The sequence below is a fragment of the Bradyrhizobium sp. genome, from assembly GCF_036009065.1.
Classification (GTDB): Bacteria; Pseudomonadota; Alphaproteobacteria; order Rhizobiales; family Xanthobacteraceae; genus Bradyrhizobium.
This window is the reverse complement of the sequence record NZ_DASYMN010000066.1, coordinates 1-22,660: the sequence shown is the minus strand read 5'-3', so window position 1 is coordinate 22,660 and position 22,660 is coordinate 1. Positions and strand designations below refer to the sequence as shown.

At 62.7% G+C, this 22,660-nt stretch carries 27 protein-coding genes and 1 pseudogene; 8 read left to right on the top strand and 20 right to left on the bottom strand.

What is annotated here, in order from left to right; genetic code table 11:
• Together VGP39_RS04350 and VGP39_RS04345 are read left to right on the top strand one after the other, a co-directional pair.
• A partial coding sequence (locus VGP39_RS04350; RefSeq protein WP_327566871.1) for a 2-hydroxyacid dehydrogenase occupies positions 1-811 on the top strand: 811 nt, incomplete at its 5' end.
• Positions 812-903: 92 nt separating this feature from the next.
• A complete protein-coding gene (locus VGP39_RS04345; protein ID WP_327566875.1) occupies positions 904-1,578 on the top strand; it encodes an AprI/Inh family metalloprotease inhibitor in 675 nt (224 codons plus the stop codon).
• Positions 1,579-1,617: 39 nt separating this feature from the next.
• Here the strand turns inward: VGP39_RS04345 and VGP39_RS04340 are convergent, their stop codons facing one another.
• The 5 genes from VGP39_RS04340 to VGP39_RS04325 form a co-directional block, all read right to left on the bottom strand.
• Positions 1,618-1,842 carry a DUF4926 domain-containing protein gene (locus VGP39_RS04340; RefSeq protein ID WP_327566870.1) on the bottom strand — a complete coding sequence of 75 codons (225 nt, stop codon included), beginning with the start codon at positions 1,840-1,842 and terminating at the stop codon, positions 1,618-1,620.
• Entirely contained in the window at positions 1,832-2,188 is a 357-nt protein-coding gene (locus tag VGP39_RS28115) for a DUF6883 domain-containing protein (RefSeq protein WP_414644561.1), read from the bottom strand. Before VGP39_RS28115 ends, VGP39_RS04340 begins: the two co-directional genes overlap by 11 nt.
• 73 nt (positions 2,189-2,261) lie before the next feature.
• Positions 2,262-2,981, bottom strand: a complete 720-nt coding sequence (radC, locus tag VGP39_RS04335; protein WP_327566869.1) for a RadC family protein — start codon at positions 2,979-2,981, stop codon at positions 2,262-2,264.
• Between the two features lie 84 nt (positions 2,982-3,065).
• Complete coding sequence (gene map, locus VGP39_RS04330; protein WP_327566868.1) at positions 3,066-3,905, bottom strand: type I methionyl aminopeptidase; 840 nt, start codon at positions 3,903-3,905, stop codon at positions 3,066-3,068.
• 238 nt (positions 3,906-4,143) lie between these two features.
• Complete coding sequence (locus tag VGP39_RS04325) at positions 4,144-5,457, bottom strand: mechanosensitive ion channel family protein (protein WP_327566867.1); 1,314 nt, start codon at positions 5,455-5,457, stop codon at positions 4,144-4,146.
• 308 nt (positions 5,458-5,765) lie between these two features.
• Between VGP39_RS04325 and VGP39_RS04320 the strand changes: the two genes are divergently transcribed.
• Entirely contained in the window at positions 5,766-7,559 is a 1,794-nt protein-coding gene (locus VGP39_RS04320) for a potassium/proton antiporter (RefSeq protein WP_327566866.1), read from the top strand.
• A 115-nt stretch (positions 7,560-7,674) separates the two neighbouring features.
• Here the strand turns inward: VGP39_RS04320 and modC are convergent, their stop codons facing one another.
• The 4 genes from modC to mepA all read right to left on the bottom strand — a co-directional run bounded on the left by modC (position 7,675) and on the right by mepA (position 11,150).
• Positions 7,675-8,349 carry a molybdenum ABC transporter ATP-binding protein gene (gene modC / locus VGP39_RS04315; RefSeq protein ID WP_327566865.1) on the bottom strand — a complete coding sequence of 225 codons (675 nt, stop codon included), beginning with the start codon at positions 8,347-8,349 and terminating at the stop codon, positions 7,675-7,677.
• 2 nt (positions 8,350-8,351) lie between these two features.
• On the bottom strand, positions 8,352-9,047 hold the full coding sequence (modB, locus tag VGP39_RS04310) for a molybdate ABC transporter permease subunit (RefSeq protein ID WP_327566864.1): 696 nt from the start codon (positions 9,045-9,047) through the stop codon (positions 8,352-8,354).
• Between the two features lie 182 nt (positions 9,048-9,229).
• A complete protein-coding gene (gene modA, locus VGP39_RS04305; RefSeq protein ID WP_327566863.1) occupies positions 9,230-10,015 on the bottom strand; it encodes a molybdate ABC transporter substrate-binding protein in 786 nt (261 codons plus the stop codon).
• A 187-nt stretch (positions 10,016-10,202) separates the two neighbouring features.
• Entirely contained in the window at positions 10,203-11,150 is a 948-nt protein-coding gene (gene mepA / locus VGP39_RS04300; protein ID WP_327566862.1) for a penicillin-insensitive murein endopeptidase, read from the bottom strand.
• A 110-nt stretch (positions 11,151-11,260) separates the two neighbouring features.
• Between mepA and VGP39_RS04295 the strand changes: the two genes are divergently transcribed.
• Positions 11,261-11,482, top strand: a complete 222-nt coding sequence (locus VGP39_RS04295; RefSeq protein WP_327566861.1) for a L,D-transpeptidase — start codon at positions 11,261-11,263, stop codon at positions 11,480-11,482.
• A 196-nt stretch (positions 11,483-11,678) separates the two neighbouring features.
• Here the strand turns inward: VGP39_RS04295 and VGP39_RS04290 are convergent, their stop codons facing one another.
• Positions 11,679-12,029: a plasmid stabilization protein gene (locus VGP39_RS04290; protein ID WP_327566860.1), complete on the bottom strand. Its 351-nt coding sequence runs from the start codon at positions 12,027-12,029 to the stop codon at positions 11,679-11,681.
• A 105-nt stretch (positions 12,030-12,134) separates the two neighbouring features.
• The gene (locus VGP39_RS04285) at positions 12,135-12,368 is read right to left on the bottom strand and encodes a hypothetical protein (protein ID WP_327566859.1); all 234 of its coding nucleotides are present in this window, start codon (positions 12,366-12,368) and stop codon (positions 12,135-12,137) included.
• 497 nt (positions 12,369-12,865) lie between these two features.
• Between VGP39_RS04285 and VGP39_RS04280 the strand changes: the two genes are divergently transcribed.
• Complete coding sequence (locus VGP39_RS04280) at positions 12,866-13,990, top strand: DUF2652 domain-containing protein (protein WP_327566858.1); 1,125 nt, start codon at positions 12,866-12,868, stop codon at positions 13,988-13,990.
• Positions 13,991-14,189: 199 nt separating this feature from the next.
• Here the strand turns inward: VGP39_RS04280 and VGP39_RS04275 are convergent, their stop codons facing one another.
• The 3 genes from VGP39_RS04275 to VGP39_RS04265 all read right to left on the bottom strand — a co-directional run bounded on the left by VGP39_RS04275 (position 14,190) and on the right by VGP39_RS04265 (position 16,102).
• Entirely contained in the window at positions 14,190-15,371 is a 1,182-nt protein-coding gene (locus VGP39_RS04275) for an acyl-CoA dehydrogenase family protein (RefSeq protein WP_327566874.1), read from the bottom strand.
• An 87-nt stretch (positions 15,372-15,458) separates the two neighbouring features.
• Positions 15,459-15,830, bottom strand: a complete 372-nt coding sequence (locus VGP39_RS04270) for a type II toxin-antitoxin system PemK/MazF family toxin (RefSeq protein ID WP_327566857.1) — start codon at positions 15,828-15,830, stop codon at positions 15,459-15,461.
• On the bottom strand, positions 15,821-16,102 hold the full coding sequence (locus VGP39_RS04265; protein ID WP_327566856.1) for an antitoxin MazE family protein: 282 nt from the start codon (positions 16,100-16,102) through the stop codon (positions 15,821-15,823). The genes VGP39_RS04270 and VGP39_RS04265 overlap by 10 nt, the downstream gene beginning before the upstream one ends.
• 176 nt (positions 16,103-16,278) lie before the next feature.
• Here VGP39_RS04265 and VGP39_RS04260 point away from each other — a divergent pair, with 176 nt between their 5' ends.
• Together VGP39_RS04260 and VGP39_RS04255 are read left to right on the top strand one after the other, a co-directional pair.
• Positions 16,279-16,473, top strand: coding sequence for a hypothetical protein (locus VGP39_RS04260; protein ID WP_327566855.1), 195 nt, complete (start codon positions 16,279-16,281; stop codon positions 16,471-16,473).
• The gene (locus VGP39_RS04255; protein ID WP_327566854.1) at positions 16,470-17,429 is read left to right on the top strand and encodes a hypothetical protein; all 960 of its coding nucleotides are present in this window, start codon (positions 16,470-16,472) and stop codon (positions 17,427-17,429) included. Before VGP39_RS04260 ends, VGP39_RS04255 begins: the two co-directional genes overlap by 4 nt.
• Before the next feature lie 19 nt (positions 17,430-17,448).
• On the opposite strand, the pseudogene VGP39_RS04250 reads toward VGP39_RS04255, so the two are convergent.
• From VGP39_RS04250 to lepA, 4 genes and pseudogenes are all read right to left on the bottom strand, one after another.
• Positions 17,449-17,635: pseudogene (locus VGP39_RS04250) on the bottom strand (elongation factor 4); the annotation flags it as partial.
• A complete protein-coding gene (locus VGP39_RS04245; RefSeq protein WP_327566853.1) occupies positions 17,636-17,830 on the bottom strand; it encodes a DUF2283 domain-containing protein in 195 nt (64 codons plus the stop codon).
• Positions 17,827-18,090 carry a DUF4258 domain-containing protein gene (locus tag VGP39_RS04240; protein ID WP_327566852.1) on the bottom strand — a complete coding sequence of 88 codons (264 nt, stop codon included), beginning with the start codon at positions 18,088-18,090 and terminating at the stop codon, positions 17,827-17,829. The genes VGP39_RS04245 and VGP39_RS04240 overlap by 4 nt, the downstream gene beginning before the upstream one ends.
• A gap of 46 nt (positions 18,091-18,136) precedes the next feature.
• Positions 18,137-19,942 carry a translation elongation factor 4 gene (gene lepA, locus VGP39_RS04235; RefSeq protein ID WP_414644559.1) on the bottom strand — a complete coding sequence of 602 codons (1,806 nt, stop codon included), beginning with the start codon at positions 19,940-19,942 and terminating at the stop codon, positions 18,137-18,139.
• A gap of 114 nt (positions 19,943-20,056) precedes the next feature.
• Between lepA and VGP39_RS04230 the strand changes: the two genes are divergently transcribed.
• Entirely contained in the window at positions 20,057-21,667 is a 1,611-nt protein-coding gene (locus VGP39_RS04230) for a glycosyltransferase family 39 protein (RefSeq protein ID WP_327566851.1), read from the top strand.
• Positions 21,668-21,865: 198 nt separating this feature from the next.
• Here the strand turns inward: VGP39_RS04230 and VGP39_RS04225 are convergent, their stop codons facing one another.
• Together VGP39_RS04225 and VGP39_RS04220 are read right to left on the bottom strand one after the other, a co-directional pair.
• Positions 21,866-22,195: an HPr family phosphocarrier protein gene (locus VGP39_RS04225; RefSeq protein ID WP_327566850.1), complete on the bottom strand. Its 330-nt coding sequence runs from the start codon at positions 22,193-22,195 to the stop codon at positions 21,866-21,868.
• The gene (locus tag VGP39_RS04220; RefSeq protein ID WP_327566872.1) at positions 22,192-22,593 is read right to left on the bottom strand and encodes a PTS sugar transporter subunit IIA; all 402 of its coding nucleotides are present in this window, start codon (positions 22,591-22,593) and stop codon (positions 22,192-22,194) included. Before VGP39_RS04220 ends, VGP39_RS04225 begins: the two co-directional genes overlap by 4 nt.
• Positions 22,594-22,660: the final 67 nt, after the last annotated feature.

The window sequence follows — 22,660 nt, the reverse complement described above, 5'->3', positions numbered from 1 at the left end:
CAATACGGTGCGCGGCGACAAGGCCACGCTGGCGCAGTTTCCAAAACTCGAAATCGTCTCCAGTTTTGGCGTCGGCTACGACCACATCGACGCGACTTACGCGGCTGAACACAACATCATGATCACCAACACGCCCGACGTGCTCACCGAGGAAGTCGCCGATATCGCGCTCGGCCTCTTGATCGCCACGTTACGCGAATTCGTCAAGGCCGACCGCTATCTGCGCTCCGGGCTGTGGACCACGCAGCAGTTTCCCTTGAGCGTCGGCTCGCTGCGCGACCGTAAAGTGGGCATGGTCGGCATGGGCCGCATCGGCCAGGCGATCGGGCGCCGGCTGGACGCGTGCCGCGTTCCCGTGGTGTATCATTCGCGTAATCCCGCCGAGGGGGTCTCCTACAAGCACTATCCCGATCTGATCGAGATGGCGAAGGCGGTCGATACGCTGGTGCTGATCCTGCCCGGCGGCGCGTCCACCGCGAATATGATCAATGCCGACGTGATGAAGGCGCTGGGGCCGCGCGGCGTCATCATCAACGTCGCGCGCGGCTCGGTGGTCGACGAGCCGGCTTTGATCGCGGCGCTCAAGTCCGGCACCATTCTCGCCGCGGGCCTCGACGTGTTCGCCAATGAGCCGACGGTGCCGGACGAACTGAAGGCGATGCAGAACGTGGTGCTGCTGCCGCATATCGGCTCGGCCTCGGTGGTGACGCGCAACGCCATGGACCAGCTGGTGGTCGATAACCTGAAAGCCTGGTTCGCCGGCAAGCCGCCGCTGACGCCGGTCGCGGAAACCCCGGCGAAGGGGCGCTGATGATGGGTGGTTCGTTCGTCATTGCGAGGAGCGAAGCGACGAAGAAATCCAGTCTTCGCGCGGCGGCACTGGATTGCTTCGCTTCGCTCGCAATGACGGCGCTTGTTTTCTCGTTGCTCGTTTCAACTTCACCGGCGCATGCACAAGACGCCAATTCGCTGAAGAAAGCCATGATCGGGCAATGGGAGCTCTCCACCACCGAACGCAGCAAGACCTGCGTGGTGACGTTGAAGGACGGCCCGGCGCAGGGCCTGAAGCTGGAGCTGGAGCCGGGCTGTGCCGCGGCGCTACCGTTCACCAAGGACATCGCCGCATGGAGCATCAGGGGCCTTGGCGACATCGTGCGGCTGCAGGACGCCGCGGGCCAGCCGGTGATCGATTTTACCGAGGTCGAGAGCGGGATATTTGAGGGCCTGCGGAGCGGCGAGGGCATCTACATCCTGCAAAACCTCGCGGCCGCCCGCTCGCTGGCGAAATCGATGGACCAGATGATCGGCGACTGGGCGATGGTGCGCGGCAATGGCCGCCCGATCTGCGGTCTGACATTGACCAACACCGAGGCGACCGCGGATAATTTCCAGGTGTTCCTCAAGCCGAGATGCGATCCGTTTGTCGCAACTTTTGCACCTAATATGTGGCGGCTGGAGCGCGGCGAGTTGCTGCTGCTGTCGGCCGGCGGCGAAACCTGGCGCTTCCAGGCCGACGATAACGCGCAATGGCGCCGCGTGCCCGACAGCGTCGATCCGCTGATATTGCTGAGGCAGTGACGGCGTGCCCGCCGCTTCTTATGGCGCGGTGCGGCCGTATCAGCTGACGGCGCGCGCATGTACGATCTCGCGCGCCTCGACCGGACGCACGTCGGACGCGGCGAGGTTCACGACGGCAACGGTATCGCCAGACAGAGTCGTGAACTCGACCTCATATCCTGCGCCTTCCTGATGCACCAGCACGACGGTGCCAACATCACCAGCAGTTAGTCGCTCTGTGGGCAAGTCACGCTTCAATACAACAAGGTCCAATTCATTGATCATCTGTGCCAATCCTCCTCGGGATTAGGGTCACCAAGCGCGGGACATTTTCCTGCGCCTCCACGAACCATACCACACGTACGATTGGGGTACGACCCGCAGGAGTTGGCAGCGGGCCGTCGATCTCGTATCTGGTTCCGAAGTGGGTTCGATGCGATGCAGTGATATCGTTTGTCCTTGCGTGGGCAACTATGGCTTCGCGCAATGTCAGCCAATCCTGGTCACGAAACCCGAAGCCCTTGAGGAAACGTGCTTTCGCGCGACCGCTGGAGTGGCTGACGCTCAACAAATAGTTTATGATCTTGGCCTCAGGCACGACTGCACGATCTAAGTAAGGCAGGCGCGTCATGTCTGCTTCTCAAACGTAGCCACAACACCTTCAATTCGTAAACGCCAACCGTGAAGAGCAATTCGGCATCGTCCTAAATCAGCTTCAGCCCCTTCAAGCTGGCATGCCCGTTCTTGCCGACGATGATGTGGTCGTGCACGACGATGCCGAGGGGACCTGCGATGTCGACGATGGCGCGGGTCATCTGGATATCCGCCTGCGACGGGGTGGGGTCGCCGGAGGGATGGTTGTGAACCAGGATGATCGCGGTGGCCGACAGTTCCAGCGCGCGCTTGATGACTTCGCGCGGATAGACCGGGGTATGATCGACGGTGCCGACCTGCTGCAACTCGTCCGAGATCAGCTGGTTGCGCTTGTCGAGGAACAGCACGCGGAACTGCTCCTTGTCGGCGAACGCCATCGCGGTGCGGCAATAGTCGATCAGGTCGGTCCATGACGACAGCATGGTGCGCGCCTTCAACTGCCCCTTGGCGACGCGGCTTGCAGCCGCCGCGATCAGCTTGATTTCGGTGATCGCGGCCTCGCCGAGCCCGCTGATTTCGCGCAACCGCGTATCCGGCGCGTGGACGACTTCGGCGAACGAACCGAACTTGCCGATCAGCGATTTCGCCAGCGGTTTTACGTCGCGTCGCTGAATGGCGCGGAACAGCACCATTTCCAGCAGCTCATAATCGCTTAAGGCACCGGCGCCTGCGCCGCGGAAGCGCCGGCGCAGCCGTTCGCGATGGCCGTGATAATGCGGTTCTTCGTCAAAGCCGGACTGGTCTGATGTGCTGCTGGTTTCTGCGGGCATCGGGCGCCAACACGCTCGTGGAGTGCTGGTACCATGCCGCGCCGGATGGCATTTGCAACCGCCGATAGGTTGTAGCCGTGCCGATCAAGTCGTGAATGTCATGGCCGGAGCGAGCGGCTTCTCATTACTGCGCTGCGACAGCGTAAAAATCTCGACGCCGCTCGCGGTCACGCCGACCGAGTGCTCGAACTGCGCCGATAGCGAGCGGTCGCGGGTCACCGCGGTCCAGCCGTCGGACAGGATTTTGACATGCGGCTTGCCGAGATTGATCATCGGCTCGATGGTGAAGAACATGCCGGGTTTCAGCGTGACGCCCTCGCCGGGGCGGCCGATGTGGATGATGTTCGGCTCGTCATGGAACATGCGCCCGAGGCCATGGCCGCAGAAATCGCGCACCACGCTCATGCCCTGCGGCTCGACGAAACTCTGGATGGCGTGGCCGATGTCGCCGGTGGTGGCGCCGGGTTTTACCGCGGCAATGCCGCGCATCATCGCCTCGTAGGTCACCTCGATCAGCCGCTCGGCCTTGCGCGCGATTGCGCCCAGCGCGTACATCCGGCTGGAATCGCCGTACCAGCCCTCGACGATGAAGGTGACGTCGATGTTGACGATGTCGCCTTCCTTCAGCACCCGGTCGCCGGGCATGCCGTGGCAGACCACGTGGTTGATCGAGGTGCAGGTCGAATAGCGGTAGCCGCGATACATCAGCGTGGCGGGATAGGCGCCGTGGCTGAAGGCGAATTCGCGGACGAAATCGTCGATTCTGGCGGTCAGCACCCCCGGCTTGACGATGTCGGTCAGTTCATCGAGGCATTTCGACACCAGCGCGCCTGCCTTGCGCATGCCGGCAAAGCCGGCGGGCCCGTGCAGCTTGATCTGCCCGGTCTTGCGCTGGGAGGTCTCGGAGGCTTCGACGTAGCTCATCGGCGGGGCATGCTCGGCGGGAATGGGTTTTTTGAGGCGTGATTTGATGCCCTAATTTAATGATCGGAGCGGGCAGTGCAAGAACGATAGTTCCGTGTCCCGGACGCGGTGCGGCATTCTCATGCCGCTCCGCAGAGCCGGGACCCCGGTTTCTTTCCTTGCGCAAACCGGGGCCCCGGCTCTGCAGCGCACCGCTTCGCAAGTGCTGCGCGCTGCGCTGCGTCCGGGGCACGAGATATCACCCCGGCACTTCCACCGTCGTCCCCGCCGGCAGCGCGCCGCCGCGGATGCGGATTTCGCGGACCGGGTAGGGCACGCGGATGTCGTCGTGCTTGAAGGCGTCCCACAGCGTCAGCATCACGTCGCTCTTGACCTTGTCCATGCCGTCGGGATCGGAGATCCAGAACGTCAGGGTGAACTTCATGCCGGCCTCGGCGAAGTCGGTGAGGATGCAGTTCGGGGCCTTGCCCTGGGTGGCGCGCGGCGACGCTTCGGCGGCTTCCACCGCCAGCCTGCACACCAGCCGCGGATCGGCGTCGTAATTGGTGCTGAAATTGACTTTCACCAGCGTGTTCTTGTCGGTGTAGGTCCAGTTCACCACCTTCTGGGTGATCAGGTCCTCGTTGGGAATCAGGAACTCGCGGCCGTCGCCGGCGGCCACCGAAATATACCGCGTGTTCATCGCGCTGATGCGCCCCGAGCTGTCGCCGATGGTGACGAGATCGCCGGGCTTGACCGATTTGTCCGCCAGCAGGATGACGCCGGAAATGAAATTGGCGACGATCTTCTGCAGGCCGAAACCGATGCCGACGCCGACCGCGCCGGAAAAGATCGCCAGCGCCGATAGATTAATGCCGACCGCGCTCAACACCGTGACGATGGCGAGGACCATCAGCCCCAGCCGCACCATCTTGATCAGCAGCACCTGGATCGACGGCGTCAGGTCGTGGGATTGGGTGATGCGGCCTTCGAGAAATTTGCTGGCGATGTTGGCTAGCCAGAGCGCCACCGCGAGCAAGGCCGAGAGCTTGATCAGCAGCAGCGGCGTCAGCCGCAGTCCGCCGAGCTCTATGGCCACCGAATCCAGCGCGTTGATCGCCGGCTCCAGCTGCCCGATGATGCTGAGCGCCGCGACCAGCCACGCCGCCAGCGACACCACGCGGACCACGAATTCGTTGCGGATCACGCTGGTGACGAGGCGGATGATTAGCCAGGCGATGGCGAGCTTGGCGGAGACCTCGAGCAGATAGCTGCGGCTCGGCCAGGTCGATGCCAGCATCATCCCGCGCGCGACGATCATTAGGATGGCGAATGCCGCGGTCGAGGCGCTGCCGATCAATACCCGCATGAACAGCCGCAGCGGCGCCGGCCAGCCCATGGCCAGCGAGGTCATGTCGATGCGCGAGCGAACCGCGGCGCCGACGCCGAATGCGACCCCGGCGGCGGCGAGCATCAGGCCAAGCTGCAGATAGAACCAGGGCGAAGTAACCTCGGCGCCGACCGAGCGCGCCGCGCTCTGCAACAATTCGTGGAATTCGCCCAAATCGATCATCGTCAAAATCTCGTCTCGAACGGGAGCGCGGCCCCGCCATCACTTTGATTCGAATCTGCGTTAGATTCCCACAGACGCGGGATTCGCGCCATCGCGGCAACACATCAGAATTGCAAACAACGTAGGGTGGGCAAAGCAACAGGGCGCGCCGCGCCCCGTTGCGTGCCCACCATTACCAACCGCGAGGAAGATGGCGGGCACGGCGCGAAGACGCGCCTTTGCCCACCCTACGGCAGAAATGGGTTGGCGTCGAAGTGTGGCGACGATAAGGATGCAATTGCAGGGTTTTGCTTTTGTTGCGGAGGTTCATGGCTTCTCTCGATCAGGTCAGCATAACCATTCTTCTCGGCGCGGTTCTGGTGATGGCCGGCATCCTGTCGAGCCTGCTGGCGCTGCGCTTCGGCGCGCCCTTGCTGCTGGTGTTTCTCGTGATCGGCATGCTGGCCGGCGACGCGGGACCCGGCCAGCTGCGCTTCGACGATGTGCACACCACCTATCTTGTGGGATCGGTGGCGCTGGCGCTGATCCTGTTCGACGGCGGCCTCAAAACGCGGTTTCAAAGCATCCAGACGGTGCTGGCGCCGTCAGTAGTGCTGGCTACGGTCGGCGTCTTGCTGACGGCGCTGATCACGGCGCCGGTCGCCAAAGTCGCGCTCGACCTGAACTGGACCGAAGCGCTGCTGGCGGGAGCGGTATTGGCGTCGACCGACGCCGCGGCAGTGTTCCTGCTGGTGCATGCGCAGGGTCTGCGGCTGCGTCCGCGCGTCGGTGCGACTCTGGAGGTCGAATCCGGCACCAACGATCCATTCGCGGTGTTTCTCACCTTGATGCTGGTGGAATTGATTTCGATCGGCGAAAGCTCGGTCGCGCATGTGATGCTGGAATTCACCCGCGAGGCGGTGCTCGGCGCCATCGTCGGCGTGCTCGGCGGCCGGCTGGTGGTGCTGGGGCTGAACCGCGTCGCGCTGCCGCAGGGCCTGCACGCGCCGTTCGTCACCACCGCGGCGCTGGTGATTTTCGGCGGCGCGCAGATCGTGCATGCCTCGGGCTTTCTCGCGGTCTATCTCGCGGGCATCATCGTCGGCAACCGGCCGACCCGCGCGCATAATTCGGTGGTGGCCTTTCTCGACGCCGCGACCTGGCTCGCGCAGATCGTGATGTTCGTGCTGCTCGGCCTTTTGGTGTCGCCGCAGCGCCTGGTCGGCAGCATCGGTCCGGCGGTGGTCGTCGCCTTCGTGCTGATGCTGGTCGCGCGGCCGGTCGCGGTGTTTCTGTGTCTGGCGCCGTTCAAGTTCAATTGGCGGGAGAAGGTGTTCATTGCCTGGGTCGGCCTGCGCGGCGCAGTGGCGATCTTCCTGGCGTCGATCCCGATGCTGGTCGGATTGTCGAAGGCCTATCTCTATTTCGACGTGGCCTTCGTCGTCGTCATCATCTCGCTGCTGCTGCAGGGCTGGACGCTGGCCGCGGCTGCCCGGCGGCTCCATGTCGCGCTGCCGCGCTCCGATCGGGGGCCGCGCCGTGTCGAGCTGGATCTGCCCGGCCAGCTCGAGCAGCAACTGGTCGGCTATGCGGTTCGCCCGAAAAGCCTGTATCTGCGCCGCGGCCTCATTCCATCGTGGTCGAAGCCGACGCTGGTGATTCGCGACGAGAAGATATTGTCGCCCGCCGAGGCCGAGCCGGTCGCGGCCGGCGACTACATTTATTTGCTGGCGCCGCCGGAAAAAGCCGAGGCGCTCGACCGCTTCTTTGTCGATATGGCGCCAAGCACGGCGCCCGATCCGCACCTGCTCGGCGATTTCACCGTGTCCGGCGAGATCACGCTCGGCGATCTCGCCAACATCTACGACGTCGCTATCGATGCCGAGCAGTCGAAGCTGACGCTGGCGGATTATTTCGACGTCCATCTCGACCATGCGCCGAAGGTAGGCGCAACCCTGCCGCTCGATACCATCGTTCTGGTCGCGCGCAGCCTCGGCGGCGGACGGGTGAATGTGGTCGGACTGCGGTTGCCGGAGGACGAGGAGGACGTTGTGCCATTTACACGCGGCGCATCGATCAAGCGCAAGCTGGCCCGGATATGGAAGTCGGCGGCGGGCATTTAGTAAAGCTCGTCATGCCCGGCCCTGTGCCGGGCATCCACGTCTTGCTTTTTCGAAGGAAAGGCGTGGATGGCCGGGACGAGCCCGGCCATGACGAACTAATGTTGAAGCCTAACCTTCAGAAAGGAGCGGCCGGCAACACCTCCGCGCCGCCGAACGCTGTCACCTGCCCACGCTTCAACATCACGATCTGCATCGCCAGCTGGCGCATTTCATCGGCGTCATGGCTGACATAGACCATCGGCACGTTGGCTTCGTCGCGCAGCCGCACCAGGTAGGGCAGGATCTCCGCCTTGCGCTCCTCGTCGAGCGATCCCAGCGGCTCGTCCAGCAGCAGCAGCCGCGGTTGCGCCAATAGGGCACGGCCGAGCGCGACGCGCTGGCGCTCGCCGCCGGAGAGTTTCCCCGGCCGGCGATCGAGCAGCTTGCCGATGTCGAGCAGATCGACCACGCGGGTCTGCTCGGCCGGATCGTGCGCGAGGCCGTTCATCCGCCGCCCGTAATCGAGATTCCGGCTGACATCGAGGTGCGGAAACAGCCGTGCGTCCTGGAATACGTAGCCGATGCGGCGGCGATGCGCCGGGATGTGGACGCGCGCCGCTGTGTCCTCGAGCATCTCGCCGTCGACGGCGATGATACCGCGATCGGGCCGCAGCAGCCCGGCAATCATGTTGATCAACGAAGTCTTGCCGGCGCCGGAGGCGCCGAACAAGCCGGTGACGCGCCCTTCGCTGGTGAACGAGGCTTCGATCGAGAATTCGCCAAGCTGTTTGAAGACCTCGACACGCAGCATGGTCAGTTCCCATGCAGGCGTTGGGTAGCGCGGCGTGCGAAAAATTCCGATGCGATCAGCGCGCCCATCGCGATGACGATGGAGACGATCACCAGCCGCAGCGCCGCGGTGTCGCCGTCCGGGGTCTGGATCAGCGAATAGATCGCCGAGGAAATGGTCTGGGTTTCGCCTGGAATGTTGGAGACGAAGGTGATGGTCGCGCCGAATTCGCCGATCGCCTTGGCAAAGCCCAGCACCATGCCGGCCAGCACGCCGGGCAGCGCCAGCGGCAGCGTCACGGTCGTAAACACCCGCCACGGTGCCGCGCCCAGCGTGCCCGCGGCCTGCTCGAGCCGTTTATCGATCGCTTCGATGGAAAGCCGAATCGGGCGCACCAGCAGCGGAAACGACATGATGCCGCACGCCAGCGCCGCCCCGGTCCAGCGGAACGCGAACACGATGCCGAGGTGATCGGCAAGCCACGCGCCCACCAGGCCGCGCCGGCCGAACGTCAGCAGCAAGAGATATCCCGTCACCACCGGCGGCAGCACCAGCGGCAGATGGATCAGCGCGTCGAGAACCGATTTGCCCCAGAAATCGCGCCGCGCCAGCAGCCACGCCACCGCGATGCCGATCGGCATCGACACCAGCGTCGCGACCACCGCGACCCGCACCGACAGCAGGATCGCCGTCCATTCCGTCGGTGAAATGTCAAACATACAACCCCGGCAATGGCGCTTCCGTCATTGCGAGGAGCCCTCGCGACCAAGCAATCCCCCCACCCTAACCCTCCTCCGCTCGCGGGGGAGGGAAGGGAGGGGGTCCTGGATTGCTTCGCGGAGCCTGTCATCGGGCCGCGCTATGCGCCGACCGGTTGGCTCGCAATGAGGATATGACGTTGTCATGTCGTCGGGCTGACCAAAAACGTAAAACCGTATTTCTCGAAGATGGCCTTGGCTGCCGAGGATCGCAGGAAGGCGAGATATTCGGCGGCCTGCGGCTTCGCGGTCGTGGTCCCCGCCACCGGATAGATGATGGCCGGATGCAAATCCGCCGGGAAGGTGCCGACGATCTTGACGCCGGGATCGACCTTGGCGTCGGTCGAATAGACGATGCCGAGCGCGGCTTCGCCGCGCGACACCAGCAGCAACGCCGCGCGTACATTCTCCGCCATCGCGAATTTCGGCTCAGCCGCGGCCCACGCGCCGAGCTTCTCCAGCGCCGCCTTGGCATATTTGCCGACCGGCACCGCCTTGATGTCGCCGGTCGCGATCTTGCCGTCACCGGCGAGTTTTGCAAGATCAAAGCCCGGTCCGATCGCCACCTTGTCGATTTTGGAATCCTTCGGTGCGATCAGCACGATGGTGTTGCCGAGCAAATTGATCCGCGTCGATTCGTTGATGTTGTTTTTACCCGCAGCATAATCCATCCAGTCGGTGTCGGCGGACACAAAGACATCCGCGGGCGCGCCCTGTTCGATCTGTTTTGCCAATGCCGAGCTCGCGGCATAGCTGACGACGATCTTGACGCCTGACTTCGCGGTGTAGGCGGCATCGATATCGTCGAGCGCGTTCTTCATCGACGCTGCGGCGAACACCGTCAGCGTCTTGTCCTGCGCCAGCGCGGGTGAAAAGGCCGATCCGGACAGGATCGAAAGGGCAATGAAAAAACCGGCAAAACGATGCATGATGGCGCTCCGTGCGTGGTCGCGGGCGCTGTTCGCGCGCAACTCAGGCGTTGGTCATCGATTGAAAGCGACAGGCGGAAGCGCCGTTCCAGCCATCCCAGGCGTGCTTACGGCAGGCTTGGGAGATCGCAATCGTCAGCTTACTGCATCATCGACCTGAGAGCAAAGGCCCCGCGACGTCGCCTGGCTATTGCTTCGCGTCGGGCGCCGCCAGCACCTGCTTGCACGCGTCGGGCAGCTGCGCCAGCGTCATCGGTGGCTTTGGTTTAGGCGGGATTTTCAGCGGCTTTGGATGCAGCACCGAATCCTTGAACCAGTAGGCGAGGTCGCCGGCGCTGCAGCCCTCGCTCTCCGCGGGTGCCGGCTGCGATTCGCATGCGCCGCTGCCCGGCGGGCACTTGATGCGGATGTGGAAGTGATAGTCGTGGCCGTACATCGGCCGCACCTTGGAAAGCCAGCCGCGGTCGCCCTTGGCCTCGCGGCACAGCGCCTTCTTGATCGCGGCGTTGACGAAGATGCGCTCTACGGTCGGCTCCCGCGCCGCATCGCGGATCACGGAAAGATGGGTCGGCGTCCAGACCTTCGGGTCGATGTCGAGCCGGTCCTCGCGCACCATCATCACCGCCGACATTTCCTCGCGCTCGTTGCGCGACAATTTCCGGTTCGGCATCGGCGTCAGCCAGATGTCGGCATCGAGCCCGACCTGATGGCTGGCATGCCCAGTGATCATCGGGCCGCCGCGCGGCTGCGACATGTCGCCAACGAGAATTCCGGGCCAGCCGGCATCCTTGTGCGCCTTGACCGATAGCCGTTTCAGCAGCGCGACCAGATCGGGATGCGCCCAGTTGCGGTTGCGCGACAGCCGCATCACCTGCCAGGTGTCGCCGTTGATCGGCAGCGACTCGGCGCCGGCGATGCAGCCCTTGGCATAGAAGCCGACCACGCGCGTCGGCATCGCCGCCGGCAATATCTTGCGGCCGAACAATTCCTTGGCGCCGAGTTTGGGATCGGCAGGGTTAGCCAGCGGCGGCAACGGTTTTGCGTCGACGCTCCCCTTGTCCTGCGCCAGCGCGGCAGAGCCAGTGACGGCGGCAAGGGAGCTGAGAAGCAGGGTGAGAATCAGGCGGGGGTTCATCGGCATTCTTTATAGCGCAAGCGGTGCGCGAAATCAGCAGGTGAGAAGAGGCGGCGGGTTAAGCTTAACCGCAAACTGCCAGTGCCGGCGCGTCCTCCCGGTCTTTACAGATGATGGCGCGGCGCTGGTTCTCGCGAAAATATTACAATTCGCCAATGCCGCATTCGATCTTCTTTTATCACGGCTTTGCCATTCACGGCACCACCGAGCTGTCGCGGCTCGGCGGTCCCGCCTCGCATGGCTGCGTGCGGCTGCATCCACAGCATGCCGCGGCGCTGTTCGCATTGGTATCGCGCGATGGCCCGCGCTACACGCGGATCGTGATCAACTAGCGTGTGATGACTTCGGGTCGGCGCGGATGTTCAGATCACCTCTCCCCGAAGGGGAGAGGTCGGATCGCATCGCAGATGCGATCCGGGTGAGGGGCTTCTGCGCGAGTCCTGAGCGCCGCGGAGAGTCCCCTCACCCGAAGCCTGCGCTGCGCTCCGGCTTCGACCTCTCCCCAGCGGGGCGAGGTGAAAACCTCGCTTACTTCTTCCGCCCCGTCTTCCGCTTCGCCGAGCGTTTCGTCGCGTTGCGTTTGCGCGTTGCGGCTGCCTTTTTCGCGGAACGGGAGCGCGCCGCGGCCGGGCGGCTTGCAGAGGCCTTGCCGCCGCGCGGGCCACCGATCCGGCCGCCCTTTTTCGCCGAAACGTTGGTGTCGGGGACGCCGCGTCCGGAGCCGCTCTTGTTGCCGCCGCCGGTTTCCTTGTTGACGGTCGCCCAGGCCCGCCGCTCGGCTTCCTTTTCGGGCAGGCCGCGTTTTTCGTAGCCTTCCTCGATATGCTCGGCCATTCGCTTCTGCTTGCCGGTGTAGCTCGATTTGTCGCCGCGCGGCATGGTGCTCTCCCTGTGTGTGCCGACGTTGGGATCGCAACGCGCAGCTGCGCGCACCGTTCCGGATGGGAGGCGGAACGGCGGAACGGATTTTCGAAAACGCCTTGGTTACTCGATGACGATCTCGCCGGTCATGCCGAGTTCGGCGTGCGATTTGCCGTCGCCGGTCTTGACGTCGCAGCGCAGGTCGCTGGCGTGCCCCGCTGCGATCGGCACCAGCCACCATTCGGCGGACTGTCCGGGATAGACCTCGATCTCGCGGATCGCGCCCTTGAACTCGGCGAGTGTTACAGGCTTGCCGCCCTGGATTTGCGTCACCTGCACCTTGCGCGTGAACACCATCTGCGAGAACGCATGCGAGGTGAAGTAATGCGGATCGCTGCTCGAATTGCGCAGGATCAGTCTGTAGAGCTTGCCGGTCTCAAAACGCAGTTGCTTCGGCGCGAATTCGTGTTTGCCGGGCGAGCCGAGATCGACGGTCAGTTCGATCGGCGTCTGCCTCGCCAGATCGCCCGCCGCGAGCGCCGCCGGAGGCTATGCCGAGCAGGACGGCCGCGCCGAGCGCGAAGCGAAAGGGTGTGAGTTGCATGGAGGCCCCGGGAAAATGGCTTGCTCAAACAGCATATCAGCTGTTTATGCAACTGCGAATGAGTTGCAAATGCAAGTGATAGTTTGCTCGACACTTGCGGCGAAACGGCGCGGGAGCGGGCGGGCCGGCCTCGCCGTCTCGCGACGCGAGCTCGTGAGATTTGCGCCGCCGCACGTCCCGGCGCTCCGGCACCCGCAACTTTCTGCTAAAATGCCCGTATTTCCCGTCGCACCATCGAAAGGCAGAGATCGTGGCGCAGAAGGGCTTTCTCCTCATCGCCGACATTACCGGCTACACCGTGTTTCTGACCTCTTCGGAGCTGGAGCACGCGCAAGGCGTGCTCGACGCACTGTTCAAAAGCATCTTTGCCGAGATCAGGGCGCCGATCACTTTGTCCAATCTGCAGGGCGATGCGGCGCTGGCCCATCTGCCGGACTTGAGCGTGCCGCAGCGGCAGTTTCCGCTCGACGCCATCGAGCGCATCTATTGCAGTTTTGCCAATACGCTCGCCGCGATGCGGCTGAACACGACGTGCACCTGCAATGCCTGCCGCAACATGGGCAGCCTCGATCTGAAATTCTTCCTGCATCATGGCGAGTATGCGACGCAGACGCTGGCGGGACGGAGCGAGCTGCAGGGCCCCGAGGTGATCCGGCTGCACCGGCTGATGAAGAATTCGGTCACCAAGGCGACCGGCATCAGGGCCTATGCGCTGGTGACCGAGTCCGCCGCTGACGCGATCGGCTTGCCGGATTTTTTTACAAATGCGGTTGCCCACGTCGAACACAGCGACGATTTCGGCGACACCGTCTGCCGTATCTACGACCTTGCGCCGGTGTTTGCGAAATGGCGCGCCTCGCGCCGCGTCTTCGTCGAGCGCGACGAACCGCTGGCGTTCGAATCGATGGAAGTCGATCTGCCGGTGCCGCCGGCCATCGCCTGGGCTTACCTGACCGATGTCGACAAGAAGATTCGCTGGCAGCAGGGACTCGACGGCATGACCATGACCGGGCTTGCTGGAGGGCGTGTCGTTGCGGGCGCGGTCCAGCACTGCGCGCACGGCAAGGACTCCACCGTGCACGAGATCGTGGACTGGCGGCCGTTCGACTACGTCACCTGGCACATCGGCACGCCGATGGGCACGGTGGCCCGGCAGACCGCGGAATTCACGCCGCTCGCGGGCGGCGGTACGCATCTGTCGCTGCGCAGCGCCAAGGTGGAGAGTGCAAACGCGTTCGCGCAAGCTCTGGTCCGGGCGATGATGCCGCTGGTTGCCGCGAAGAAGCTGGCTGCGACACAGCGCGCCTCGAAAGCGGCGCTGGAGAAACTGGTGGCGGAGGATGGTGCGGCGGCCGGCAAACAAACGGCGGCGTGAGCATTGTGGATTTGCGTTCAGCGGTTTCTTCACCTCTCCCCGCAGGGGAGAGGTCGGATCGCATCGTCAGATGCGATCCGGGTGAGGGGGATTCTCCGGGAGTCCGAGTGCGTCGAGAGACCCCTCACCCGAAGCCTACGCTACGCTCCGGCTCCGGCTTCGACCTCTCCCCTGCGGGGAGAGGTGACAAAGTGTCGCTTCAAGCCCGCTGCGATGTGGTGAGCGGCGCGCTGGAGCCGTCGCTCAGCAGCGCCTTGCCGACGTCCTCAAAATGGCTTTCGCGGGCCTGGATCTGCTGGGCGATGGCGTGCATGTCGCGAAAACGGCGCTCGAACGGGTTGGCGCTGAACACCGCGGTGGCGCCGGCCATGCGGTAGGCGGCATCGACCACCGAGGCCGCCTGGTGAATGGTCCAGGTCGACGCCAGGCGAAGCGCGGTGCGATGCTCGGCGGCCAGTTCGCCCGTGCTTGTCAAATCGCGCCACATCTCGCCGGCTGTCCCGTAGAGGAAGGCGCGCGCCGCGCGCAAATCGCCCTCGGTGCGGCCGATCAAGCCCTGAACGGCGTTGTTCTCGCGCATCGCCTTGATCCCGAACGACGCCTTGCCGCGCGCAAGATCAATGGCGGCGTCGAGCGTGGCGCGCGCCACGCCGAGCGAGATCGCGGCGAAGCCGAGGCCGAACATGGTGTAGGTCAGGATCCGGTAAAGCGGGCCCTTTTCGCGCAGCGCGATGGTCTCGTCGCGAAGTGCTGCGAATTTCTCGGGAATGAAGAGATTGTCGACCGAATAAGAGTCGGTACCGGTGCCGCTGAGGCCGATCACGTCCCAGACGTCGTACATGGTGGCACTCGTCATCGGAAACAGCACGGTGCGCACCTCCGGCGCGCCGTCCGGCTTGCGCCGCCGCGTCCCGTCGGCCTCGACGATCTGCACATGCGCGCCGAGCCAGTTCGCCTGCCGCGAGCCGCTGGCAAAATCCCAGCGCCCGGTGACCCGATAGCCGCCGGGCACCGCGTGCGCCTCATGCGCGATCGCGCCCCAGGCGAGGATGCTGTCGGGAGGCCCGAAAATCTCGTTTGCCGGATCGGGATCGAGATAGGCTGCGGTCATGGCGCAGACGCCGCACTGGCCGAGGCACCACGCCGTCGAGGCATCGGCCTTGGCGATTTCCTCCAGCATCTGCATGAAGATCTCGGGCGCAACTTCCGCGCCGCCGGCGCTTTTGGGCAGCAGCGCCCGGTAAAGCCCGTTCTCGATCAGCGCCGCAACCACCGGCGCCGTCAGCCGCCGCGTCCGCTCGATCTCGTCGGCCTCTTGCGCGATCAGGGGCTGAAGCGCCCGCGCGCGCTCGACGAGGTCGAAACCGGGCGGCTTGTTCATGGGATCCTGCGCGTTTTTGGTTTTCTGGTCGGCGACAATGCAGGGGTAAGGCATCTGTCGGCGCCGATCAAGACAGGGACCTGGCCGTCATTCCGGGATGCGCGATTTGTCGCGCAGACCCGGAATCCGCGTGAGACCCAGAACCACAAGCAGCGCGCGGTCGAGTTGTTCAGACGTTTGCGGGCCGATGCGGCCGATCACCCGCCGAATGCGGTCGCGGCGGAGCGCAAGCATCTTGTCCGTCATGATTTGGGAACGAAGACGGAGGCCATTCTCCAGTGCCGCCTCGATCAGCGGCCGGAGGGGCAATTTTTCCTGAAGGTCCGACGTGACGGGACAAACGAAAACTGTCGAAAGGTCCGTGGCGAATTCATCGCTTTGAACGACGACGCCGGGCCGCGGCCTCCCGAGGTCGCTTGGTGCGACCATCAGCACGACATCGCCGCGCGTTATTTCCACGATTCCCAATCGTAGACCTGCTCGATCCAGTTATCGATCGCGTCATTCTCCGGGTGCTTCGCCATCAGTTTCGCCTGCCGGCGGATATCGGCCACGACTTTGGGATCGCGCATATCAGGCACCCAGAACTGCACCGGGCGCAGCCCCTGCGCGCGCAAGCGCTCGCGCCGCGACGCCATGCGCTGCTGCGGGGTGCGGGGCTTTGCCTTTTTGGGGGTCGTGGCCATGGGCGAGACGTAACATGTTACGCTTGAGAATTCAATGCCGGCCATAGGGTTTTGCCACTTTGGTCGTGTCAGGAGTCGCGGGAAGGAACGAAGCAAGATGCATGCATTGCTTCCAAGCCGCTCCATTGCAAGCAAAGGTTGAAGCTTCTACACTTCTAATCTAACGTAAGGTGTCTTCATGAATGTAGTCGACAACGCTGAGATGTGGAGCACCTCTTAATATGTCAATCCGACAATGGATCGCGGTGTCTTTATTTATGTTTCTCGTTTTGCTATGCGCTGGTCTTTTTATCGCAGCCGATTTCGTCGGGCCTTCAGTTCGTGAAACATTAAAAACGGTAGCAGCCGACGGGTTTAAGACCGCCTTAGCGGCATTGATCGGCGCCCTCTCTGTATTAGTAGGTGAGAAAAAATGAAGGTTACTATTTTCAATGCCCTCCTTTTTGCGATTTGGATAAGCATGGCTACCCCGAGCGTTGCTCAAACAACTCTTCTATCGACCGAGCAATTTATGAATGCGCTCGGGACATGCGCAACAAACATGAATCTAAACGTGTCAGCAGACTTGCTAGGCTCGGTAAAAAGCATTTATGAAGGAGCCAAAATTCAAGGAACGGCTGTATTGCAGAATGCTCCTGAATTTCTAAAACTGTTTCCTGAAGGAGAACGGACGACTGTATACAAATTGTATGTCGAGTGCATCACCAAATTTCTTGGAACACCGTCCACCGACGCTACGTTGCCGAAAAAGGAAGCCTGCGTAGCAAATTATACGGAATGTACTAACGGGTTTAAGACGAGCGTTGAGGCGGCAATTCAAGCATGCCAACAGTATGTGACATGTGATCCTAATAATCCAAATGCACGTTCGATGCTTGGTCAGGCATTAACAGATGCTGGTCGTTTACCGCAAGCAGCAGATCAATTTCAGGCCGGACTAGCTTACGCAAAGAAATCAAAAGACAGGACGCTCTTATCAAAGGCATATTATGATCTTTCGAGATTATCTCTCAGACAAGGAATCCTTGATCAGGCAGAGCAGTATGCTCAGATGAGTATTAGTGAAGCACAAGCGGGTGCCAATCAATTAAGGCTTGCACTAGCGCAAAGGTCTGCTGGGGACATTTACCGCGCCAAGGGTAACCTGCCCATGGCTGAAGAGAGTTATAAAAAGGCGGTCGCGGTACAGGAGCGCATCGGTGATAAAATAGGGCTTGGCCAGACGTTTGTCTCGCTCGGAAATACTGTCTTAAACAAGGATAGGCTGGCAGGTTGCTCATACCTCAGGCGCGCGAGAGAGCTGTACGCCGACGCAAACTTTCCCCGAGGCGTACAAGATGCGGAACGCTCGTTGCTGACAGCAAGGTGTTGACAGTAAAGTTGGAAAGCCTTCACCCATCCACCTTCAGCGCCGCAATAAACGCCTCCTGCGGAATATCGACCTTGCCTAACTCCCGCATCTTCTTCTCGCCTTCCCTCTGCTTCTCCAGAAGTTTGCGCTTTCGCGTGAATGTCGCCGCCGTAGCATTTTGCGGTGACGTCCTTGTACAGCGCGCCGACGGTTTCGCGGGCAAATATCTATGCGGCGTCTGACAGAAGCTCGGCGGACAGCTGCGCTCGGGCGTTAAGCAATTCTATTCCGACGATGCGACCATCGACGTCGTAATCGAACACTACGTTCGGTGCGACCTCGGAACTCTCCAGAATATCGCCGCCTGATAGCCGAATATAGGCGGCGTTGTCGTCGGCCTGATATTTGATCGTTGGCTTCATGATGGGTCTCGTGCATCCCGGTCGAAGAACACTGTCAAGATACGGATTTCATCGGCGGTTTCCAAGCATGCCACGCGAAGCACGCGTCCGCCTAACTCCGGAATGACACGAAATCGGCGCTCCACGCCCGGCCGTTGTGGGTCCGGATGATACCATTCTGGCTTCCAAACAGTCCTTTCGATCCAGTTCCCATCGATCTTTCGTTCCAAAATTGCATCTTCGGCATGCGCTGTTAAAGAAATCGGCTTGCGCGTAGTCATGATGACTTCAGCCCTGCCTACAAATCAAGACCGCTACCGCCGGCCTCTAGCTATCCACCTTCAGCGCCGCGATAAACGCCTCCTGCGGGATGTCGACCTTGCCGAACTGGCGCATCTTCTTCTTGCCTTCCTTCTGCTTCTCCAGAAGTTTGCGCTTTCGCGTGATGTCGCCGCCGTAGCATTTTGCGGTGACGTCCTTGCGCAGCGCGCGGACGGTTTCGCGGGCGATGATCTTGCCGCCGATCGCGGCCTGGATCGGGATCACGAACATGTGCGGCGGGATCAGCTCCTTCATCTTCTCGACCATGGCGCGGCCGCGGCCCTCGGCGCGCTGGCGGTGCACCAGCATCGAGAGCGCGTCGACCGGCTCGTTGTTGACCAGGATCTGCATCTTGACCAGATCGGCCGGCTTGTAGTCGGTGAGGTGATAGTCGAAGGAGGCGTAGCCCTTGGAGACCGACTTCAGCCGGTCGTAGAAATCGAACACCACCTCGTTGAGCGGCAGGTCGTATTTCACCATGGCGCGGGCGCCCACGTAAGTCAGCTCCTGCTGCGAACCGCGGCGGTCCTGGCACAGTTTCAGGACGCTGCCGAGATATTCGTCGGGCGTGAGGATCGTCGCCTCGATCCACGGCTCTTCCATTTCGGCGATCTTCACCACGTCCGGCATGTCGATCGGATTGTGAATCTCGATCTCGCTGCCGTCGGTCAGATGCATCTTGTAGATCACGCTCGGCGCGGTCGCGATCAGGTTGAGGTCGAATTCGCGGTGCAGCCGCTCCTGGATGATTTCCAGATGCAACAGGCCGAGGAAGCCGCAGCGGAAGCCGAAGCCGAGCGCCGCCGAAGTCTCCATTTCGAACGAAAAACTTGCGTCGTTGAGCCGCAGCTTGCCCATCGCCGCGCGCAACACCTCGAAATCGTTGGCATCGACCGGAAATAATCCGCAGAACACCACCGGGATCGCCGGCTTGAAGCCGGGCAGCATTTGCGTCACCGGCTTGCGGTCGTCGGTGATGGTGTCGCCGACGCGGGTGTCGGCGACTTCCTTGATCGCCGCGGTGATAAAACCGATCTCGCCGGGGCCGAGTTCGTCCGATGGCGTCAGTTTTGGGGTGAAGAAACCGACGCGCTCGACGTCGTAGGCGGCGTTGGTGCCCATCATGCGGATGCGCTGGCCTTTTTTCATCACGCCGTCGACAATGCGCACCAGCACCACGACGCCGAGATAGACGTCGTACCACGAGTCCACCAGCAGCGCCTTCAGCGTGGCGTCGCGGTCGCCCTTCGGTGGCGGCAGTCGGTGCACGATGGCTTCCAGCACCTCGTCGATGCCAAGCCCGGTTTTGGCCGAGATCATCACCGCGTCCGAGGCGTCGATGCCGATCACGTCCTCGATCTGCTGCCTGACCTGGTCGGGTTCGGCGGCCGGCAAATCGATCTTGTTCAGCACCGGCACGATCTCGAGCCCGGCGTCGAGCGCGTGATAGACGTTGGCCAGCGTCTGCGCCTCGACGCCCTGGCTGGCATCGACCACCAGCAGCGCGCCCTCGCAGGCGGCAAGCGAGCGCGACACCTCGTAGGCGAAGTCGACATGGCCCGGCGTGTCCATCAGATTGAAGATGTAATCCTTGCCGTCCTTGGCGTGATATTTGAGCCGCACGGTCTGCGCCTTGATGGTGATGCCGCGCTCGCGCTCGATATCCATCGAATCCAGCACCTGTTCCTTCATCTCGCGCGCCTCCAGGCCGCCGGTGGTCTGGATCAGGCGGTCGGCGAGCGTGGATTTGCCATGGTCGATATGCGCGACAATGGCGAAGTTGCGGATGTTGGAAAGCGGGCCTGTGGTCATGGGCGCGGGATAGCATTCGCGCCGGGGTCCAGCAACCTTAATGGGGCGGTTTGACGGCCTCATCTTCACGCCAAGCTGATTCCACTTCCCTCCAAAACGCGCTACGCGTGAGGCATGACAACTGCTTCATTTTTGCCCGCAACATCGCGTGCGCGCCGCCGGCCCAGGATGCGGCGGCTGGCGGCGTGGGTGGCGGCGTCCGCCAGCGATCCGAAAGCCAGCCTCTGGCTCGTGATCGGTTTTACTACCGCGCATGCGGCGCTGTGGACGCTGATTCTGGCGAACCTCAAGGCGGCGCAGGATGTCCATATGGATGTCGCGGAAGCTTTTGCGTGGGGCCAGAAATTCCAGTTCGGCTACGGAAAACATCCGCCGCTCACGGGCTGGGTCGCGGGGCTGTGGTTCAAGCTGTTTCCGGTCGCCGACTGGTCGACCTACGCGCTGGCGATGGCGACGCTCGGCTGCGGGCTGGTGATCTGCTGGCTGGTCGCGCTGCGCGTGGTCGATCGCCGCCGCGCCTTCTTCACAATAGTGATGCTGGCGCTGTATCCGATCTTCAATTTCAAGGGCTTCAAATACAATCCGGATCTGCTGCAGCTGGTAACGTTGCCGCTGCTGGCGCTGGCGTATCTGCACGCGTTCGATAAACGCACCGTACGTGCCGGCATGTGGCTGGGGCTTGCCGGCGCGCTGGCGCTGATGACGAAATACTGGGTGCTGACCATGATCGGCGCCGTCGGGTTGGCGGCGCTGGTTCATCCCGCCCGCCTGGTGTTTCTGCGCTCGCCGGCGCCATGGGTGGCCATCGCCACGCTGGTGCTGGCGATGACGCCGCATCTGTGGTGGCTGCGGCAAGTGGATTTCGTGCCGCTGACCTATGCCGGCGATGTCTATGGCCTCGAGAGCCGCGCGCAGAACGTTCAGCTCGTGCTCGGCTACATCGGGCACAATCTCGCGCTGCTTGCGCTACCGGTGGCGCTGGCCGCGCTGGCGCTGTGCTGGCCGAGCCGATGGCGGGCGCCATTTGCGTTTGTCATGCGCGCATGGTCGCGCCGCGCAAACGCGAGCGTGAACGTTTCGCAAGCCCTCAACATCTGGATCATCCAGGGCGTGGTCGCCATCGGGCCACCGCTCGGCGCGCTGATTTTCACCGTCTATATGAAGACCGATTGGGGTATCTCGCTGTTCTTCCTGACGCCGCTGGCACTGGTCGCGATCCCGGCGTTGCGCATGCAGAAGATCGCGCTGTTTCGTATTACCGCGATCTGGCTCGTGATCACACTGGCGGTGCTTGGCGCATCGCCGCTGATCGCCGCGTATGAGATGGAGCGCAATCCCAACGCTTCGAACACCTACGCCTCGCGGTCCAGCCTGGCGCGCGAATTGACCGAAGCCTGGCGGGCGCGCTTCAACACCCGATGGGCGGTGGTGGCGGGAACCACCGAGATCGGCGAGCCGATCACATTCTACAGTCCGGACCATCCGGCGCCCTTCACGCCCGGCGAAGTCTGGTCGTCGGGTCTGACCTCGCTTGAAGAGGCAAAACGGCTCGGCTTCATCGGCATCTGCGACACCACGGAGTATCGGCTGCCGACTTGCGAGGCGTGGATGGAAGCGAATGCGCAGAACGCCGAGCGACTGGCGATCACCACGCAGCGATTTTTCCATGGCCACGCGGGACCATCGACATTGTGGAAAATCTGGATCGCGCCGCCGGGGAAATGATCGGGTTGTTGCGTTCCCCGGACGCAGCGCAGCGCGTAGCTCTTCGCGAAGCGGTGCGCTGCAGAGCCGGGGCCTACCGAGCACAATTCTCTCGTCATGCCCGGGCTTGTCCCGGGCCATGACGGTTCTGTGTTTGGTACGGTCCCGGCTCTGCGGAGCGGCATGAAGAATGCCGCACCGCGTCCGGGACACGCGACGCTACTCTTCCTCGTTGAACTTGTTGCCGACCAGTTCGGCCAGCGCCGCGACTGCCGCTTCGGCTTGCGCGCCGGTCGCCGAGACGCTGATGGTGGTGCCCGGTCCCGCCGAGAGCATCATCAGTCCCATGATCGAGGTGCCGCCGACGGTCTCGCCGCCGCGCGTGACCAGAATCTCGGCGTCGAATTGCTCGACCATCTTGACGAATTTGGCGGATGCCCGCGCGTGAAGGCCGCGCTTGTTGATGATGGGAATTTCCCGGACCACGGCGCCCGCTGTCAGAGATTGGGAATCGGTATCGTCACCCGGCGAAGCCGCGTCGTCGGTCATTTTCCGGCGAGAACCCGGCTGGCGATGGTGACGTATTTGCGGCCCGCCTCCTGCGCCATGGCGATGGCGTCGGGCAGCGGGCGCTCCTCGCGCACCTTGGCAAGCTTCACCAGCATCGGCAGATTGATGCCTGCGAGCACTTCGACCTTGGGCCGGCTCATGCAGGAGATCGCGAGGTTGGAAGGCGTGCCGCCGAACATGTCGGTGAGAATGGCGACGCCGTCGCCGCTATCGACGCGATTGACCGCTTCGATGATGTCGCTTCGACACAGATCGGCATCGTCCTCGGCGCCGATCGTAACTGCTTCGATTTGCTTTTGCGGACCCATTACATGTTCGAGCGCCGCCTTGAACTCGTCGGCAAGGCGCCCATGGGTCACAAGTACCAGACCAATCATCGGAAACTCCTCGCGGGTGCTTTTGGTGCACCGCACGAACGGGCCACTTTGACCATCCGGAGCCCCT

What these genes read in the sequence shown, in the direction of transcription:
- modB (WP_327566864.1), bottom strand. Translation starts at nt 9,047, where the DNA reads ATGTTTGACATTTCACCGACGGAATGGACGGCGATCCTGCTGTCGGTG.
- VGP39_RS04225 (WP_327566850.1), bottom strand. Translation starts at nt 22,195, where the DNA reads ATGACCGACGACGCGGCTTCGCCGGGTGACGATACCGATTCCCAATCT.
- VGP39_RS04240 (WP_327566852.1), bottom strand. Translation starts at nt 18,090, where the DNA reads ATGACTACGCGCAAGCCGATTTCTTTAACAGCGCATGCCGAAGATGCA.
- VGP39_RS04220 (WP_327566872.1), bottom strand. Translation starts at nt 22,593, where the DNA reads ATGATTGGTCTGGTACTTGTGACCCATGGGCGCCTTGCCGACGAGTTC.
- modC (WP_327566865.1), bottom strand. Translation starts at nt 8,349, where the DNA reads ATGCTGCGTGTCGAGGTCTTCAAACAGCTTGGCGAATTCTCGATCGAA.
- VGP39_RS04260 (WP_327566855.1), top strand. Translation starts at nt 16,279, where the DNA reads ATGTCAATCCGACAATGGATCGCGGTGTCTTTATTTATGTTTCTCGTT.
- VGP39_RS04275 (WP_327566874.1), bottom strand. Translation starts at nt 15,371, where the DNA reads ATGAACAAGCCGCCCGGTTTCGACCTCGTCGAGCGCGCGCGGGCGCTT.
- VGP39_RS04295 (WP_327566861.1), top strand. Translation starts at nt 11,261, where the DNA reads ATGATGGCGCGGCGCTGGTTCTCGCGAAAATATTACAATTCGCCAATG.
- map (WP_327566868.1), bottom strand. Translation starts at nt 3,905, where the DNA reads ATGAGCTACGTCGAAGCCTCCGAGACCTCCCAGCGCAAGACCGGGCAG.
- VGP39_RS04345 (WP_327566875.1), top strand. Translation starts at nt 904, where the DNA reads ATGACGGCGCTTGTTTTCTCGTTGCTCGTTTCAACTTCACCGGCGCAT.
- VGP39_RS04340 (WP_327566870.1), bottom strand. Translation starts at nt 1,842, where the DNA reads ATGATCAATGAATTGGACCTTGTTGTATTGAAGCGTGACTTGCCCACA.
- lepA (WP_414644559.1), bottom strand. Translation starts at nt 19,942, where the DNA reads ATGACCACAGGCCCGCTTTCCAACATCCGCAACTTCGCCATTGTCGCG.
- VGP39_RS04265 (WP_327566856.1), bottom strand. Translation starts at nt 16,102, where the DNA reads ATGGCCGGCATTGAATTCTCAAGCGTAACATGTTACGTCTCGCCCATG.
- VGP39_RS28115 (WP_414644561.1), bottom strand. Translation starts at nt 2,188, where the DNA reads ATGACGCGCCTGCCTTACTTAGATCGTGCAGTCGTGCCTGAGGCCAAG.
- VGP39_RS04245 (WP_327566853.1), bottom strand. Translation starts at nt 17,830, where the DNA reads ATGAAGCCAACGATCAAATATCAGGCCGACGACAACGCCGCCTATATT.
- mepA (WP_327566862.1), bottom strand. Translation starts at nt 11,150, where the DNA reads ATGAACCCCCGCCTGATTCTCACCCTGCTTCTCAGCTCCCTTGCCGCC.
- modA (WP_327566863.1), bottom strand. Translation starts at nt 10,015, where the DNA reads ATGCATCGTTTTGCCGGTTTTTTCATTGCCCTTTCGATCCTGTCCGGA.
- VGP39_RS04290 (WP_327566860.1), bottom strand. Translation starts at nt 12,029, where the DNA reads ATGCCGCGCGGCGACAAATCGAGCTACACCGGCAAGCAGAAGCGAATG.
- VGP39_RS04325 (WP_327566867.1), bottom strand. Translation starts at nt 5,457, where the DNA reads ATGATCGATTTGGGCGAATTCCACGAATTGTTGCAGAGCGCGGCGCGC.
- VGP39_RS04320 (WP_327566866.1), top strand. Translation starts at nt 5,766, where the DNA reads ATGGCTTCTCTCGATCAGGTCAGCATAACCATTCTTCTCGGCGCGGTT.
- radC (WP_327566869.1), bottom strand. Translation starts at nt 2,981, where the DNA reads ATGCCCGCAGAAACCAGCAGCACATCAGACCAGTCCGGCTTTGACGAA.
- VGP39_RS04255 (WP_327566854.1), top strand. Translation starts at nt 16,470, where the DNA reads ATGAAGGTTACTATTTTCAATGCCCTCCTTTTTGCGATTTGGATAAGC.
- VGP39_RS04285 (WP_327566859.1), bottom strand. Translation starts at nt 12,368, where the DNA reads ATGGTGTTCACGCGCAAGGTGCAGGTGACGCAAATCCAGGGCGGCAAG.
- VGP39_RS04230 (WP_327566851.1), top strand. Translation starts at nt 20,057, where the DNA reads ATGACAACTGCTTCATTTTTGCCCGCAACATCGCGTGCGCGCCGCCGG.